Genomic DNA, 16,077 nt, shown 5'->3' with positions numbered 1-16,077 from the left:
AAATTCCATGAAATTCTTTCATTATGACAAAACACTCAGCATTATGAAGACACCCCAGGGCACGATGACCCTGTCCCGTATTTTCGTTCCGTTTTTTACGGAAATGCTGCTGCTCAACATGATGGGCACCATCAATACCCTTATGCTCTCCCATTACTCAGATGACGCGGTGGCTGCCGTCGGCTCTGCCACCCAGCTTCTGGGGATGATACTCACCTTTTATACCGTGATCGGCACAGGTGCCTCCATTGTGATCAATCACAATCTGGGCGCGGAAAATACGGAAAAAGCTTCTGATGCAGCTCTCACTTCCATTATCCTGTGCGGTTCCCTGAGCCTTGTTCTCGGCACCTGTCTCTCCCTGGCTGCAAAGCCGCTTTTGGGTCTTATGCATCTGGAGGGACAGGTATTGGATTATGCGGTCACTTATTTCCGGATTGCGGTGCAGTTTTCCTTTTTCCAGGCAGTGACCTCCAGTATCTCCGGCATTTTCAGAAGCTACGGTAAGCCTAAGATATCTGTCTGTGTCTCCCTGACCATGAATGGCATGAATGCAGCACTGGCTTATCTGGTCATTTTCCGGCCTATAGAACTTCCTGTCTCAGGGGTAACCGGTATTGCCGCCGCCTATGTGTGCAGCCAGCTTTTCGGACTGCTCCTGATCCTTACCTTCCTGCGGAAAATACCTCTTGGGCTGCATTTCAGACAGAAAACCCCTGCCTCTCTGAAGATTGCCGTGACCATGCTGAAGGTAGGAGTTCCGGGCGGGATCAGCAGCATATCCTACAACCTCTCCCAGGTGGTTTCCACCTCCATTATCGCCATTTTAGGGGTTGCTGCCATTTCCACCAAAATCTATGTATCCAATATTGTCTTTTATGTATATGTGTTCGGCATGAGTCTTGGGCTGTCCACCTCCCTGATGATCGGCTGGCTTGCCGGAGCGGGGAAGTATGAACAGGCATACCGTCTGAACCTGCAGAACCTGAAACTGACCATAAGCGCCAATGTGATGCTGTCCTTTCTGATCTTTCTGCTGGCGGAACCACTGCTTGGATGCTTTACCTCAGACCCGCAGATCATTTCCATGGGCAGGCATCTGATGCTCATCGATATACTGGTGGAGATAGGCAGAGGATTTAACCATGTGGAGGAAAATTCCCTGCGCGGTGCCGGTGATGTGATCTACCCCATGGCAGTGTCCATGATATCCTGCTGGACCATGAGCATTCTATTTTCCTACATTCTCGGAATCCGCATGGGGCTTGGGCTGACGGGATGCTGGATTGCCTTTGCCATGGATGAATTTTTCCGGGGCACCGCATATCTGATACGCTGGAGATCAAGAAAATGGACCACGAAAACAGTCGCGGTCCATGTCTGAAAAAGCCGTTTTGCCGGCTCTCCTATTTTCTCTGTATGCGGCCCGAATCCATCTCGTATACGAAGTCGCACAACTGCCGGATATCTTCCTGGTTATGGCTGGCAAGCAGTATGGCAGTTCCTTTTTCTTTTAATTTCAGCAGTAATTTACGGATATCTTCTACTCCCTGATTGTCCAGGCCATTCATGGGCTCGTCCAGAATTAAAATGTTCTGTTCCTCCATGATGGCCTGGGCAATTCCCAGTCTCTGGCGCATCCCCATGGAATATTTGCCGACTTTTTTATTCTTCTGCTCCGCAAGGCCCACCAGGTCTAAGACAGCATTTATCTTTTCCCTGTCAGCCTTACCGTTCAGTCCCATTAAAAATTCCAGGTTTTTGTAACCGCTGTAATGCCTCAAAAATCCGGGTGATTCTATGATGATTCCCAGATTTGACAGGGTACTTTTATCCTTTCCCACAGCTTTTCCTTCTATCTGTATCTCACCCCTGTCTGTCTGCAAAAAGCCACAGATGCATTTAAAAAGCACCGTCTTCCCGGAGCCGTTTCTTCCTATGATTCCGCAAATACTCCCCGCATCTACCTGCAAGCTGACATCATGCAGAACCTCAATATTTTTAAATGATTTGTAAACATTTTTCACTTCTATGATATGGTTCATTCTTCAACCTCCGGAAGATCTTTGTGCAGGATACCGTATATACATCCCAGGAACAATATGGTGATCAAGACACCCAAAATAAGGATTTGCTGTATGGCGTCAGGGCCTCTGTAAGTGGGACTGTAAAACAGATACGAGGGGTCCAGCCAGGCTGCGGTTGCCAGATAATGAATAGGGGTCGGCATAAAAGAAAGGCGGTATGGAGCCAGGAGCACCAGCATTGCGGCCGCAATCCCTGCCTCACGTCTCAGGAACAGATTGCAGAAAAACAACACCAATCCAATCAGAACCGCATTTAAAATTCCCATCAGACAGGTCCAGCCCAGGGCCTCCATAGGCTTAAACCGATTCAAGATATCTACAGGCACCAACAAAGGGATTCCGCTGTTAAGTCCCGCATCTGTCCGTGCCAATGTATTCCAAACATTACCCCACTCATTTCTGAATGAAATATGGGGAAACAGAAAAATCAAACTCATAAGGTAAAGCATAAGAAAATATAACACGCTGCCCAAAACAATATAACATATCTGTCCCATTGCCCATACGATTTTTCCGGTTCTTATGGTCAAAAACATTTGGGAGCGGTTAAAAAACGGTGCATTGCTGAACAACAGAGCCACCCCTGCCAGAAAACAGAAAATAACCGATGGATGGATAAATAAAAAGCTGAATAAAAAAGGAGTTGCTTTCAACTGATGCATTTCCAAAAATGTGCGGAGGGAAGACATCAATGTACTTAAAAATATGAAATTACAGATAACGATCATATACAGTCTGGGATTGCGGATCAATTGTATTAACTGATATCTGGTTATCCGCAGAATACGATGTCTATGCTTCATACTCGTACCTCCTGATTCCAAAATACAACAAAATGCAGGAACCTATGTAAAAACAGAGTGCAAATATGGCAATATACAGAAAGAACAGAGTACAGGGTTGATTGGTACTGACCACCCAAAACATACTTTCTACATCTGCAGAAAATTTTATTATATAATTGGAAACAAAAATCAAGATAAAAAATAAGACAGGCGGTACACACAATACCAGGAAGCCATCTCGTATATAAGCAGACAAAGCCAAAGATGCCGCCGCCATACAACTGCAGCAGATTCCATTCACCAGCGTTTGAAGAAAGATAAATCCCATTGTGTGCTCAGGAAGCATAAATCCAAAGGTTGTAATCTCTTTTAAATTTTCCACAGCCAGGCCGCTGTCTGATACCAGCGGATACTGGGTCAATTCAAAAGCCAGGTACAAAAAAGTTCCCAGGCAATAGACTGCAATAGTTCCAATAACACAGACCAATACTTTGGATATTACATATTTTTGAAGTGAAACCCTGCAGAGTATATTTTTAATTTCATGGTCCTGCATATCTTCACATACGCTTAATCCATAAACACCATTACAGACTGCCATAGTAATATATACAACTGTACTCCGCCCCACTGTTCCAAAGAATATCCCCAAAACATCCATTTCCAGGAAAAACCTCCGGCTGTTCCAGTACCATAAAATCGCTGCTGCCAGAACGATCAGTACAAACCTCTTATTTAGAAAAGCCCTCTTCATATCCATTCGAAAAATTCCCATATAATTCTCCTGTTTTATATAAACTCAGAGTTCTAAATATTTCTTCTATGCCCGGGAGGTTGAGTGCAAAAGCCGCCAGAGCTGTCTGCCTCAACCTCCAACTGAGCAGTCCGGTTAAACTGTCAATTCCTGACCATTCACAGCATCGATAACTATTTTACTTTCAAAAGAATAATCCTCACCCGAAACTGTTGTGTCAAAAACCCATACTGGCCTTAGTTCTGCCCTGTAATCCTTCCCCGGAATTATATCCATCATGAAAGAAATCCGTTTTACCTCATAGGAAGTACCCACAAGGCCCTTATAGTTTTGAAAAAATGTGTCGGCCGCTTTATCAAGTGATATTAAATCCACCGCATCCGTCTGTGTCCACGCATAACATCCTTGAATACCAGCCCCTACTATGCCGGATGGATTCAGCATAACTGTGGCCTCCTCCCCGTCTTCAAATCCCTGACCCGTGTAAAGATTATAGATAATAGGAATCCCGTTATATTCCTGCCGAAAATAAAAATAATAGGTATCATCTGCCGAAGACCAGGATTCTTTTTTCAGGGAGGGGTCTGCTTCTCCGCTGATATCTGTTGTATCCTCTTCCTGCTGCATGGTCTCATGATCCATAACATAAGCAGTTACCACCTCGCCCAGATTGATGCCATACTTTTTAAACAGCCGGCGGACAGTATCTGCAGCATCTGCCTGGCTCATGAAATCCAGATTTTCTTTCTTCTGGTATAAATCTGCATTATATTCTTCTGCAAAGGTTTCTGTGACAATGCAGTTGGAGTAATGCTGATATAATCCGGAATTTACTATAAATTCACAGGAATTATTATAAGCAAGGACAAATGCATTATCTATATCCTCTAAATTTTCCAGAGAAAAAAAGGCGCTGTCGTCTTCATGATCAAACTGCAGGGAAATATCGGGCGGAAGCAGATCATTTCTTATCTCTTCACTCATTTCACTCAAAGGCAGAGGTTCTCCCGATGCACAGTAAACCGTGTTTTCCTTTACTGCATCCGGAATCACCACATCAGCATCTATACTGATGTTTTCTTCTTTTCTTGTGAATGCAGTAACCGATGAATCAAAGAATGCACTGTTTGACTCTTGACTGGCTTTTGTCTTTGCTTCTTTTTCTGAATCCACTGAAGAGAGCTGTTCCTTACTGCCACAAGAAATCAGTCCCACTCCCAAAATCGCATATAATATGATAAATCTTAAAATCAACTTCTTCTTATTCATGGATTATACTGTCCTCTGATCGTTGTGCCCACACCGCCCATGGGATCGTAGTGAATATAGAACGTATCCTTCATATTGGCATATCCCATATATCCTAATTTCTTTGATTTCGTAGGAGACGAAAAAGACCAACTGCCTGTCGCCACACCATATATACTGCCGTTATCAACATTAATCGCTACGGATTTATTAGTAGAATGATATGTCGTGGTAACATATGCTGCTTGTTCCAAATCACTCTTTTTCCCCGGCGCCGTTCTTTTATCAACAGCATTCGTTGTGAATGCAAAATATTCTTTGCCTGCATATACGGGGATGGAACATGTAAATACCGTTGAAAGCAATAACCCGATTGCTATGATTCTTTTGGCACGATTCTTCATAATGTCTATCTCCTTTCGTAAACGATATCAGATATATATTGGTTACTCACTTAAATACTATATACTGTACAATGGAATCCCCTCTTTCTCGAATATATTAAATAATCCGTTTTACATATAATCATGTATTGACAATACCATATTAATAGCAACTCGTCAATATTAATATAATGTAATTAAATTACCTTTATAAACTTTGTATATTTTTATCAATTTTTATATTGACACTTTATGCAATATATCTTATTCTTATAAGGAAAGGAGGATAATATGATATCACTTTTTGAAAAAGAAGAAGCTGTCATGTATACAATCTGGGGTATAGGGCACCCATGCGTAATTTCTGACATCTTAAAGACTAATCCGGAATTGAACAGAAACACGGTTGTAAAGGTTTTAAAAACACTTACATCAAAGGGGTATATTAAGGTAGACTCTATTATTAAAACAGCAACAAGAACAGGGAGGGGATATATACCCATAATACAACAAGAAGATTATGAGGCACAAAAACAATTAATGCATATGATTATTGAAAGTCCCACCCCTCAAGATGGGATTTTACAATACTGTTCTACACTAGCTAATGGCAAACATTTAGATGCTGCGTTTATAGATGAGATGGAAAGACTACTTGATAATCTTAAGTCAAAGGAGAGCTAAAATATGGAGTTATCGTTACCTGCATTAATAACGTGTTCTATATCCATGTCCCTTCTCAGTATTATCCTTTACATTGCATTAAGATGGAACTATTTATTAAAAAAAGTGGGGATTCTAAGTGTTTATATATTAATGATTTTAACCATCATAAGAGGGTGTTTTCCACTGGATATATATAAACCCGGACTAACTAAGACATATGAATCATTAGTGATAATACCGGCAATACAGAAAATAATTATGACCCCTGTCACTTATGAGAACCATCATTCTTTTTCTGTCTTGGACTTAATAATCATCATGTGGATTGTTATAGGATCATTCTTATTTATCAAAAAATCCGTTGGGTATTATCGCTTAAAACAAAAAATTTCTCAAATGCCCAGATTATCATCAAATAATATCAACCAGGTGTATCAAAGAGCATTTCTAAATGTTTTTAAAAGTAAAAATCATAACATTGAAGTGATCAAAATGGAAGGGATATCCACCCCTGCTGCTTTCGGCCTCTTTCATCCGGTAATATTACTACCTAACATTGAGTTTACAGAAACGGAACTTTACTGTGTTTTATTACATGAATTAATACATATTAAACATCGGGACTGGGGGATAAAAGTCATTATGGATTTTATTTCCTGTATTCACTGGTGGAATGTATGTGTATCCATTTTGTTACCATCCATGTTACAACAAATTCAGGAATTATATGTAGATCATTCAATGGAAGCTATAGTTCCAACCCAAAACAGACTTGACTACGCCAACAGTATATTAAAAACATTGAGACATGCCCAAAGTAACAGAAAACAAGTGATGGATCAAACTTCTTATTACGCCTTATGTAATTTGTCGAATAAAAAGAACCTTCGGCAAAGATTTTATTATATAGAAAAATGGAAACATAAAAAAAAGTCAAATACCTTTATTGCATTTGCAGTAATACTCTTCATATTTTCCTTCACTTTCGTTTTTGAAGCGCGTAATTTACCGGAATACGACCAGAATGGAGATGATGTATTTTATTTAGAAAAGGACAACTCTTATTACTTAAAAAATGGAAATTTTTTTGATTTATATCTTAATGGAGAATATTTTTATACTACAGAAGATTTAACACAAGTTCCAAATGATTTTAAAGACCTGCCTATTTATGAGAAAGGGGATTTTAAATGAAAAAAAGAATACTTATTTGTTTAACAAGCTCTATGTTTATCTTGTCAATTTGCCCCGCCATTAATAATTCTTCTTATGATTTCTCAATAAATACCGCGTCATCAATTGATAGTACCGTGTTACCTAAAAAAGATATTATTGGATATCAATATAAAAAAGTCAATAATATAATTTATAGGCGATTATATAATTTCTCTGCCAATAAACCCTTAGGTGATTGGGAACGTATTTAATACCATTGTTAAGTTCTTATTCCTGCTCGCTGAATAACTTAAAAACTAATCCTATATAAACAGCAGGACATCGCCTTATCAGCGATCTCCTGCTGTCTCTTTCTTCTTCCCCACACACTGCCGCACCCCCGCCATAGTCCCATACTGCCCCGGTGATATCCCCGTATATTTTTTAAACACCTTGCAAAAATACCCGTCGTCCCTGAATCCCACCCGGTATCCCACAGCGGATATCTTCATGGATGTGGTTGCGAGCAGTTCCATGGCGCGGTGTATCCGTATCTCGTTGAGGCAGACGAAAATAGTTTTTCCGATATTCTTTTTGAACACCCGGTTCAGATAATCAAAATTACAGGAAAATTCCTCCTCGATTCCTGCACCGGATATCTGCCGGTGGTAATTTTCATTGAGATAATTCAGCAGCTCATGGACTCTGTGATAGGAGGATGGAATCCCATGAGTGGGCCTGACCGTCCAGGAAGACAATGCCTCCCTGGAGATTGTCACCAGTGCCTCCATAAACCTGCATTCACAGGCTGTCTTGTAATTTTCCATCTGGTTCCTGTGCTGCTCCATGGCTTCCTGAATCAACTGCAGCACCCGCAGATAGCCGCTCTTTTTTCCCAGGGAGACGAATTTCGGCAGCCAAAGGCAGTCATCCCGGTACCTTTTGTAGGAACCGCTGTCCTGCTGCAGACAACTGCCCCGGATTTCCAGAAGATTTTCCATAAACTCCTGGTCCTCATCCCTTCTGCATATCTGCGGATGGCGGAAATGGATATAAAAATACTCGCATTCTGAGGCCTTAATCCCCTCATGCACAAAGTCTGTATCTAAAAGGAGTATGTCTCCTTGCCGAAGCTCATACTCCTTTTGGTCTTCCTTTAGATACAGCACTCCCTGCTTCATGATATAAAGAATATATTCATCCGGCTGCCGCCTTCTGTGCACATAGGGCGGTTCCAATACCGCTGTGTCCACCAGGCGAATCTGAGGCAGGATATTTGCGTTGATCTCATAATACATTTACTGCAGGCACCTCTTTTTGTCAGCCAAGATCCGGTTCTTCGCAAAGGGCGATCGTACCCGGCGCTTTCCCCTCTGTCTCGAAAATAAGGATGGTATTCTGTCCCTTTTTCAAAAGCGGTCCCGGTATATATAAGCGCTTCTGCGGACCAATCTCCCAGAAACGGCCTATATTAAATCCATTGACCAGAACACAGCCTTTTCCCCATCCTGAGAAATCAAGGAAGGTATCCCCTGTCTCCTCCGCCTCAAATGTAAACTCATAGAATCCCGGCTCTCCTTCGTTTACCGGAACATCAAAGTCCAGCCCGCTTAAATCCTCCATGGGCAGGCAGTATTCTGTCCAATAATAGTGCTGGTGTCCATTGATCTGCACACTTCTGTCAATCCCCTTGCGCTGCTGTTCCAGCGCGGGTCCGAAATTTACACGCCCCATATTTTCCATGAGAATAGAGATTTTTTCTCCCTTCTGTATCGGGCTTTCAAACTCATATTCTGTCAGCAGCTCTCTGTCATACAGTGTCAGTACCGGCTTCTCATCCACGAACATATTTGCCCTGTCGTTTGCGCCCCAGAGACGTATCTTCTCGATTGGCCCCTCGTATTTCAGAGGGCTTTCATACATGATATATCCGTATCCCTGTCCCAGTTTTTCCATGGACCGGGGGTATACACTTGCAGCAGGTTCTGCAATATTTTTCAGATTTCCGAAGAGACCTGTCTTTCTGGATACTTTCAGAGTACCGTAATCTTTTCTTTTTATCTCTGTGCTCAGAGCAACTTCCGGAACCTCTGCATATTTGCTGATCACCTGGCGGAATGCCTGGTATTTCGGCGTGATCCTGCCATCCTCAGTCAGCAGTGCGTCATAGTCGTAGGAGGTTACATCAGGGGTCAGTACATCGTAATAATTAGAGCCATTGGTAAAACCGAAATTGGTGCCGCCTTCAAACATGTAGATATTGACATGACCCTCCGATAAGATTTCATCCAGATCCTTCACATGTTCCTCCAGATCTCCCGTCTGGTGGCACTCCACACCCCAGTTGTCAAACCAGCCCACCCAGAATTCCATGCACATAAGGGGCTTGTCTCCTATTTTCTCCCGCATAATGGAGAACTGCTCTTTTCCCTTTGAGCCAAAATTTCCGGTCTGCAGTACGCCCTCGACTTTTCCGCAGTCAAAGGCATCCCCCCACGGGCCGTCTGATGTGACAAGGGGTACCTCACATCCGCAGTCGATCATAAGGTTCTTCATGTACACCAGGTATTCCCTGTCATCGCCATAGTAACCGTACTCGTTCTCCACCTGCATCATGATCACCGGTCCGCCCTGGGTGATCTGCAGCGGTGCGATGACCCGGAAGAGCTTTTCGTAGTATTCCCTCACATGCTTCAGATACGGTTCATACATGCAGCGCAGACGCATGTTGTCCTCTTTTAAAAGCCAATAGGGAAGTCCGCCGAACTCCCACTCCGCGCAGATGTACGGGGACGGCCTTAATATCACCATCAGCCCCAGCTCCTGCGCTGTCTTCACATAGCGGGTAATATCTAAAATACCGTCAAAATCAAACTGTCCCTTCTCCTTCTCATGCAGGTTCCAGGGAATGTAGGTCTCCACTGTATTGCATCCCAGCGCTTTTAATTTTTCCAGTCTGTCCCTCCAATATTCAGGTACCACACGGAAATAATGCATTCCTCCGGAAATGATCTTGATCTTTTTTCCATCCAGATAAAAATCTTCTCTTATCTCAAATTTTTCCACTTCCTGCTCCTTTCTGAACTTTGCATTGTTCATACAGCAAATGGGAATGCCAAATGCCGGGCACTCTCAGCTGCGTCGGTATTGGTATTCCCATGCTTATTTACAAAAACTTCCTGCTTATGATTTTATCACTTTTCTGCTTTGAAATCATCAATATTTTTCTGGATTGATGCTTTTACTTCATCATAACCGGCTGCTTTCAGTTTTTCTCTCATCTCGTCGATCGCCTTTGCAGGATCCTCATATTTTCCGTATCCAAGCTGCGGAAGGTATTCGGACAATACGTTTGCGATGGCTGCCTGCTGTGTCTCGATGGCGTTTTTGTCAATGATCAGGTTCTCAAATTCATAGTCATATGCAATCTTGTCGTAATTGGCGATCATATCCTGCGTTCCGTCCCACCAGCTCTCATTTGGCAGCTCCAGGTCGTCGTTACGTCCGCACCAGAAGTTTGCGTCCAGCTTGTCTGTGGCCTCATCCCATCCTTCCGGGTATGACAGTTTGCCGTCATCTGTTACAATATAGTCGGTTCCTTCCACACCATAATTGATGTAGCGATAACATTCCTCATCGTTGCGGAGCAGATCGTAAACCATGAGAGCTCTCTCCGGATGTTTGGAATTGGCGCTGATGGCTGCGGCACCGTGGGTCTTGATGGGTTTTGCCACATTGTTATTTTCCTGTCCCCAGTAATACATCTTCACATCAGAACCCGGCTGTTTTACATCCATGTTGGGTTTTACCTGTGTATAGTAGGTCTGGCTGTGGTGCTGGTCTGCTGCACAGGTACCTGCATACATTTCTACTCTGGTATCCCCGTCATAATTCAAGGCATCCTCACGCCATACGCCGATCTCATTCCACTCTTTCATCAGCTCCGCTGCTTCATAGATGGTGTCATCCTCCATATACGGAGATGAAACAGTATAAGGATCTTCTTTGGATGTAAACCAGAATTCATAGTTACCTGCATTACATCCTACAAGCTGGCGGTAATTTGTGTTTGATAAGATGTAAGGCTCCAGAAGGCTTCCCAGATTGTTCTTTCCCGCATCCCACGGAACCACATCCGGTTTGTTCTCTTTTACCCATTTGAAATATGTAGTCATTTCATCGAATTTTGTGATGGTGCCATCCGGGATTCCGGCCTCTTTTGCCCAGTCGCCGCGGTACATCATTCCATGGTTTGTGTACTGGGTGTAGTTGTCTTCCGGAATGAACATGATCTCACCGTCTAATTTACAGATATCCCAGTCACCGTCTGCCTCTACCTGCTCATAGGTCTTGGGCGCATAGGTCTTCAGCATGTCATCTGTCAGCGGCAGGAATGCTCCCTTCTGTGCGTTTTCCCATCCATACAGCCAGTCTGTGGCGGTTGTGATGATATCAAGAGAGGCATCGCCGCTCAGAAGCTGGGTATTATACTGTGTCTGCCAGTCAGCCCATTCTACATAAGTCAGCTCCAGCTCTGCATTTACCTTGTCGGTCAGAACTTTATTCAGTTCCTTTAACATTTCCTCGCATCTGCCGTTGGACGGCTTGTTTCCCAGAACCAGCATGTTGATCACCTCATGGCTGGAAGTGTCAATGGTTCCGTCCTCCTTTACCTTGGAACTTGCACCCTCACTTTTGCTTCCGCAGCCAGCCAGGCTTGCTCCCATCAATACTGCCATTGTCAGGGCCAGAGTACGTTTTACTGTCGTATTCTTTCTCATTTTTGATCCTCCACTCATTATAATTGATTCATATAAATCCCTATACGGGAAATTCATATCATACATATAATACTGTCATCCTTTTACAGCGCCTACGGTGATACCGGAGATAAAATATTTCTGCACAAAGGGATATAAAAATACAATCGGGCCTGTTGCCACCACTGCAGTTGCCATTTTCAGCGTATTGGACGGAAGGTCCGCAACAGTGACGGCTGCGCCGGCCATGGAATTCTTAAGCGCGGCTGCCTGGTTAATGATATTGTACAGATAATACTGCAGCGGTTTGAAATCCACCTCTGAACCCAGATACAGGGAGGAGAGATACCACTCGTTCCAGTATCCCAGGGCCAGAAACAGGCCAACCGTTGCCAGCGCCGGCTTCAGCATGGGCAAAACAAGGGAAATGAAGATCCTGAAATCCCCGGCTCCGTCGATCTTGCCGGACTCTGTTATCTCAAACGGTACTGATTTTGCAAAGTTCTTCATTAGAATGATCAGCCACGGTGTCATGAGAAGCTGGAAGAACACGGCAAAATAGGTTCCCTTTAACTGCAGGTACCTGGATACCCAGATAAAAGTAGGCGCCATACCTGCGGAAAACAGGGTTGTAAAGTAGATAAAAAAGGATATCGCATTTCTAAAAGGAAAATCCTTTCTCTGCAGGGCATATCCGGTCATGGCAATGACGAACAGCCCCACCAGGGTTCCGCAGACTGTAAGCAGAATGGTAACTGCGTAAGAGCCCAGTATCATTTTCGGGAAACGGAACACCCAGGTGTACGCATCCAGCGTAAACTCTTTCGGAAGCAGGCCAAAGCCTTCCTTCATAATGACGCTCTCCGTGCTCAGTGAAGCCGATATGATCAGAATAAACGGCAATAGGCATATCAGCGCAAACGCTGTGATCACCAGATACGAAATTATTTTCACAACCAGGGTACTGGTGTCCTGTTTTATCTTTGTCTTATTTTGATTCTGCACTTAACCCACCTCCTAGAATAATGCGTAATCCGGATCGATCCGTTTTACCAGCCAGTTGCTGAACATAACAAGGGCAAATCCGAAAATGGACTGGTACAGCCCCACCGCAGATGATGTTGAGAAGTTGTTCTGCGTCGTCATGGTCCTGTAAACGAATGTCTCGATAATATCCGTTGACTGGAAGAGCTGTGAGTTATTGCCCACCAGGTTCCAGAATAATCCGAAGTTTCCCTTCATGATACCGCCCAGGGCAAAGAGCAGAAGAATGATAAAGGTAGGTTTCAGGCTTGGCAGGATGATATAGCGGATTCTCTGCCAGCTTGTTGCCCCATCCACCTCGGCAGCTTCCATCATACCGGAATCAATTCCGCAGATGGCTGCAAAATAGACGACGGAACCGTATCCTGTCTGCTGCCACATCTGGCAGAAGATAATGATGAAAGGCCATATACCGGCCATACTGTAAATCTTGACCGGATCACCGCCCGTCTCGCGGAGCAGGGTGTTCAGCGCACCTGTGTCATAATTCAGGATGTTAAACGCAATGGCTCCGATCAATACTACGGAGATAAAGTACGGCAGGAACATGATCGTCTGGGATACTTTCTTAAAATATTTATTGCGCACTTCATTCAGCATAACAGCCAGTGTGATCTGCACCACATTTCCCAGAACAATAAAGACCACATTATAAAGCAGGGTATTTCTGGTCAGTTTCCACAGTTCTCCTGACTGGATCAGGAATTCAAAGTTCTTCAGCCCCACAAAAGGACTTCCGAAAATCCCATCACGGAAATTATAGTTCGTAAATGCTATGTATACACCCGGCAGGGGGCAGTAATTAAAGACTATAAAAAACACCACGGCAGGAAGGCACATCAGCAGCAGGGTCCTGTTATCTTTTACCTTTTTCCAGAAAGGCTTTTTCCTGCCCGCCATAACTGCTGTTCCTGTTTTATTTTTCGTTGCTTTCACATCATTCTCCTCCTCTTTTTGAAATCGGTTTCAATAAATGGCTGATTTACTGCTTTTTCTAGGTTGAACGCACGTAGATTTCCTCCTGTTCTTGTTATCTTTTATTACAACTGCTCCTTTGCAGCAGATGTTTTTATGTAACTCAACGAACCTCACACCCCTCTTATTGAAACCCGTTTCAATAAGATTATTATTTTACCACTGTATCCGGTGAGTATCTTATGCTGTCTCTTAATCTGTTATCTCTCTGCTGTGGACTCCCTGATCATCAGCTTAGGCGGTATAAGCTGCATTTTCGGCGGATTCTTTCCCTCTATGGCCAGAATGGCAGTATCCACCAGAGTGTTTGCAAATCTATCGTAATTATATCCCACACTTGTCAGACGCGGTGTCTCGGCCTCCGCAATAAACGTGTCGTCAAAGCTTAGAATCGAGATATCTTCCGGTATTAAAAGCCCATGGCGGCGAATCGACTGCACGATGCCCATTGCCATAAAATCGTTGATCGCGATAACTGCGGTGGGAAGCGGCTTCCCGCTGTCAAAAATCCCATCCATCACCTGCAGTCCGCACTCTACGGAATACTCCGGTGTCTCCACAATATCATCCTGAGAAAATTCGATTCCATGCTTTCTCAGGCAGCTTCTGTAAGTGACCCGTTTCGTATAAGTGGAATTTACATCTCTGCGGCCTCCGATGAGGGCAATCTTCTCATGCCCCAATGATATCAGATGATCCACTGCGGTCTCCATTGCCTTCTTCTGATCTATATTAACCTGATAGCAGTCACTGCCGTCCAGTTTACCTGTGATCACCACGGGGATCGTGTCTGTGATCTGGTTGATTTTCTCCACATATTCCTCGTCTGATACCATCTCGTCCACTTTGCCTCCGATCATGATCAGTGCATCCACCCGCATCTCGATCATCTTCTGCAGGTTCTGCTCCTGAAGCTCCATATCATTCAGATAATTGCTTAGCATCAGACTGTATCCTCTCTCGTTGGCAGCCCTCTCACAGGCCACGGCAAGTGTTGCATAAAAGGGGTTTCTGATATCCGGGATCAGGAAACCCATGAGCTTCGTCTTTGTACTGCTCAGACTGCGCGCCATGGCATTCGGCCGGAAATCATACTTCTTGATCAGAGCCTCCACTTTGATCCGCTTTTCTGTGCTGACATTGGCATTGCCTGTCAAAACCCTGGAAACGGTCGCCGGGGATACTCCTGCTTCCTTTGCGATATGATAAATACTTACTCTTTCTTTTCCCATTGTCTCACCTGTTCATATATTATTAATAGGTAACTGCCGGATACCTTTTCGGGCCATGGCATATTATGTTCAGTATAATATATGAAACCGATTTCTACAAGAAAAATCTTTTCGCTTGCTGCTTTGTCATATTCACCAATCGATTTATCTATATTATAAAGTGTGAATCACAATATGCACATGTAAATATTTTTTTATTTTGGTACTTTTTTTGGTTCCCGGTAAAAATATTGTCATAATTTGTCCATTCCTACAGATTCTTCCTGTATTTGCTGGGGGAGATTCCTGTGTTTTTCTTAAACACTTTAATAAAATAGAAGTAATCGTTGTATCCCGTCTGCTCTGCAATGGACTCCACGGAGAGACTTTCATCCGCCAGCAGTTCCTTTGCCTTCTGGATACGTTTTGAGGTAATGTATTCCGAGAAGGAGAGGCCAAGCTCTGCCTTTAACTGGCTGCTCAGATAGCCTGTACTGATTCCGTGTGCTTCCGCCAGACCGGAGAGTGTGATGTTTTCCGTATATCTCTCCTGTATCTCCCGGATTATCTGATTCATCATTGAGGAGTTGATGGGTTCCTCCGGGGCAGTCTCCTCCTCCTCTCCTCGCTCCCGTCTGAAGGCGGCAAGCAGCCTTATCAGAACCTGGTTTAATTTCTCCTGTTCCACCGGTTTCAGCAGATAGTCAAAAGACCCCATTCTGAGCGCGGACTGGGCGTACTCAAACTCCGCATAGCCGCTGATGAAGATCACCTTCACAGCGATTCCTTTTTCCCTGAGCTTTTCCAGTAACTGCAGGCCGTTCAGTCCCGGCATGCGGATATCCGTTATCAGAATGTCAGGCTTTTTCTCCAAAATTTCCTCCATGGCCGCCACCCCATTGTTCGCCTCACCGATCACCTGAAACGGCAGCCCTGATTTCTCAATCTGCTTTTTCAGACCGATCACTACCCATGTTTCATCATCTGCCAGATAAATCCTGTACATATT

Annotated in this window: 16 protein-coding genes; 4 read left to right on the top strand and 12 right to left on the bottom strand. The window is 43.8% G+C overall.

Translation table 11 applies throughout. The features are described from left to right. The first annotated feature begins 7 nt into the window (after positions 1-7). Positions 8-1,384 (top strand): MATE family efflux transporter, encoded by a 1,377-nt coding sequence (locus LC508_RS23470; protein WP_054350717.1) that lies wholly within the window; start codon positions 8-10, stop codon positions 1,382-1,384. 22 nt (positions 1,385-1,406) lie between these two features. Here LC508_RS23470 and LC508_RS23465 read toward each other — a convergent pair whose 3' ends face one another. The 5 genes from LC508_RS23465 to LC508_RS23445 all read right to left on the bottom strand — a co-directional run bounded on the left by LC508_RS23465 (position 1,407) and on the right by LC508_RS23445 (position 5,278). Beyond that, complete coding sequence (locus LC508_RS23465) at positions 1,407-2,045, bottom strand: ABC transporter ATP-binding protein (protein ID WP_103730970.1); 639 nt, start codon at positions 2,043-2,045, stop codon at positions 1,407-1,409. Then, complete coding sequence (locus tag LC508_RS23460; protein WP_054350716.1) at positions 2,042-2,890, bottom strand: hypothetical protein; 849 nt, start codon at positions 2,888-2,890, stop codon at positions 2,042-2,044. Before LC508_RS23460 ends, LC508_RS23465 begins: the two co-directional genes overlap by 4 nt. Further along, complete coding sequence (locus LC508_RS23455) at positions 2,880-3,647, bottom strand: hypothetical protein (RefSeq protein ID WP_033141518.1); 768 nt, start codon at positions 3,645-3,647, stop codon at positions 2,880-2,882. Before LC508_RS23455 ends, LC508_RS23460 begins: the two co-directional genes overlap by 11 nt. A gap of 114 nt (positions 3,648-3,761) precedes the next feature. Beyond that, entirely contained in the window at positions 3,762-4,895 is a 1,134-nt protein-coding gene (locus LC508_RS23450) for a hypothetical protein (RefSeq protein WP_103730971.1), read from the bottom strand. Beyond that, the gene (locus tag LC508_RS23445) at positions 4,892-5,278 is read right to left on the bottom strand and encodes a hypothetical protein (protein WP_033141520.1); all 387 of its coding nucleotides are present in this window, start codon (positions 5,276-5,278) and stop codon (positions 4,892-4,894) included. Before LC508_RS23445 ends, LC508_RS23450 begins: the two co-directional genes overlap by 4 nt. 270 nt (positions 5,279-5,548) lie before the next feature. Between LC508_RS23445 and LC508_RS23440 the strand changes: the two genes are divergently transcribed. The 3 genes from LC508_RS23440 to LC508_RS23430 are packed head-to-tail and all read left to right on the top strand — an operon-like array spanning position 5,549 to position 7,350. After that, the gene (locus tag LC508_RS23440) at positions 5,549-5,941 is read left to right on the top strand and encodes a BlaI/MecI/CopY family transcriptional regulator (RefSeq protein ID WP_033141521.1); all 393 of its coding nucleotides are present in this window, start codon (positions 5,549-5,551) and stop codon (positions 5,939-5,941) included. A 3-nt stretch (positions 5,942-5,944) separates the two neighbouring features. Further along, a complete protein-coding gene (locus tag LC508_RS23435) occupies positions 5,945-7,117 on the top strand; it encodes a M56 family metallopeptidase (protein WP_033141522.1) in 1,173 nt (390 codons plus the stop codon). Then, positions 7,114-7,350 carry a hypothetical protein gene (locus tag LC508_RS23430; RefSeq protein ID WP_147398939.1) on the top strand — a complete coding sequence of 79 codons (237 nt, stop codon included), beginning with the start codon at positions 7,114-7,116 and terminating at the stop codon, positions 7,348-7,350. Before LC508_RS23435 ends, LC508_RS23430 begins: the two co-directional genes overlap by 4 nt. 78 nt (positions 7,351-7,428) lie before the next feature. Here LC508_RS23430 and LC508_RS23425 read toward each other — a convergent pair whose 3' ends face one another. From LC508_RS23425 to LC508_RS23395, 7 genes are all read right to left on the bottom strand, one after another. After that, positions 7,429-8,376 carry an AraC family transcriptional regulator gene (locus LC508_RS23425; protein WP_103731192.1) on the bottom strand — a complete coding sequence of 316 codons (948 nt, stop codon included), beginning with the start codon at positions 8,374-8,376 and terminating at the stop codon, positions 7,429-7,431. A 22-nt stretch (positions 8,377-8,398) separates the two neighbouring features. Continuing rightward, positions 8,399-10,144 carry a glycoside hydrolase family 35 protein gene (locus LC508_RS23420; protein WP_103731193.1) on the bottom strand — a complete coding sequence of 582 codons (1,746 nt, stop codon included), beginning with the start codon at positions 10,142-10,144 and terminating at the stop codon, positions 8,399-8,401. Between the two features lie 128 nt (positions 10,145-10,272). Next, the gene (locus LC508_RS23415) at positions 10,273-11,859 is read right to left on the bottom strand and encodes an extracellular solute-binding protein (protein ID WP_033141524.1); all 1,587 of its coding nucleotides are present in this window, start codon (positions 11,857-11,859) and stop codon (positions 10,273-10,275) included. 75 nt (positions 11,860-11,934) lie between these two features. Further along, a complete protein-coding gene (locus LC508_RS23410) occupies positions 11,935-12,843 on the bottom strand; it encodes a carbohydrate ABC transporter permease (RefSeq protein WP_033141525.1) in 909 nt (302 codons plus the stop codon). A gap of 12 nt (positions 12,844-12,855) precedes the next feature. Then, a complete protein-coding gene (locus LC508_RS23405; RefSeq protein WP_225305252.1) occupies positions 12,856-13,818 on the bottom strand; it encodes an ABC transporter permease in 963 nt (320 codons plus the stop codon). A gap of 239 nt (positions 13,819-14,057) precedes the next feature. Beyond that, positions 14,058-15,089: a LacI family DNA-binding transcriptional regulator gene (locus tag LC508_RS23400; RefSeq protein WP_054350703.1), complete on the bottom strand. Its 1,032-nt coding sequence runs from the start codon at positions 15,087-15,089 to the stop codon at positions 14,058-14,060. 250 nt (positions 15,090-15,339) lie between these two features. Beyond that, positions 15,340-16,074 (bottom strand): response regulator transcription factor, encoded by a 735-nt coding sequence (locus LC508_RS23395; protein ID WP_054350702.1) that lies wholly within the window; start codon positions 16,072-16,074, stop codon positions 15,340-15,342. Positions 16,075-16,077 lie beyond the last annotated feature (3 nt).

The organism is Blautia parvula (assembly GCF_020215665.1).
In the GTDB taxonomy this organism is placed as follows: domain Bacteria; phylum Bacillota; class Clostridia; order Lachnospirales; family Lachnospiraceae; genus Blautia; species Blautia celeris.
Note: the sequence above shows the minus strand (reverse complement) of the source record. Positions and strands in the feature narration are given on the sequence as shown.

Excerpts from the sequence above, each read along its gene's own strand:
- LC508_RS23435 (WP_033141522.1), top strand. The coding sequence starts at position 5,945 with ATGGAGTTATCGTTACCTGCATTAATAACGTGTTCTATATCCATGTCC.
- LC508_RS23470 (WP_054350717.1), top strand. The coding sequence starts at position 8 with ATGAAATTCTTTCATTATGACAAAACACTCAGCATTATGAAGACACCC.
- LC508_RS23425 (WP_103731192.1), bottom strand. The coding sequence starts at position 8,376 with ATGTATTATGAGATCAACGCAAATATCCTGCCTCAGATTCGCCTGGTG.
- LC508_RS23400 (WP_054350703.1), bottom strand. The coding sequence starts at position 15,089 with ATGGGAAAAGAAAGAGTAAGTATTTATCATATCGCAAAGGAAGCAGGA.
- LC508_RS23460 (WP_054350716.1), bottom strand. The coding sequence starts at position 2,890 with ATGAAGCATAGACATCGTATTCTGCGGATAACCAGATATCAGTTAATA.
- LC508_RS23440 (WP_033141521.1), top strand. The coding sequence starts at position 5,549 with ATGATATCACTTTTTGAAAAAGAAGAAGCTGTCATGTATACAATCTGG.
- LC508_RS23415 (WP_033141524.1), bottom strand. The coding sequence starts at position 11,859 with ATGAGAAAGAATACGACAGTAAAACGTACTCTGGCCCTGACAATGGCA.
- LC508_RS23445 (WP_033141520.1), bottom strand. The coding sequence starts at position 5,278 with ATGAAGAATCGTGCCAAAAGAATCATAGCAATCGGGTTATTGCTTTCA.
- LC508_RS23465 (WP_103730970.1), bottom strand. The coding sequence starts at position 2,045 with ATGAACCATATCATAGAAGTGAAAAATGTTTACAAATCATTTAAAAAT.
- LC508_RS23455 (WP_033141518.1), bottom strand. The coding sequence starts at position 3,647 with ATGGGAATTTTTCGAATGGATATGAAGAGGGCTTTTCTAAATAAGAGG.
- LC508_RS23430 (WP_147398939.1), top strand. The coding sequence starts at position 7,114 with ATGAAAAAAAGAATACTTATTTGTTTAACAAGCTCTATGTTTATCTTG.
- LC508_RS23450 (WP_103730971.1), bottom strand. The coding sequence starts at position 4,895 with ATGAATAAGAAGAAGTTGATTTTAAGATTTATCATATTATATGCGATT.
- LC508_RS23395 (WP_054350702.1), bottom strand. The coding sequence starts at position 16,074 with ATGTACAGGATTTATCTGGCAGATGATGAAACATGGGTAGTGATCGGT.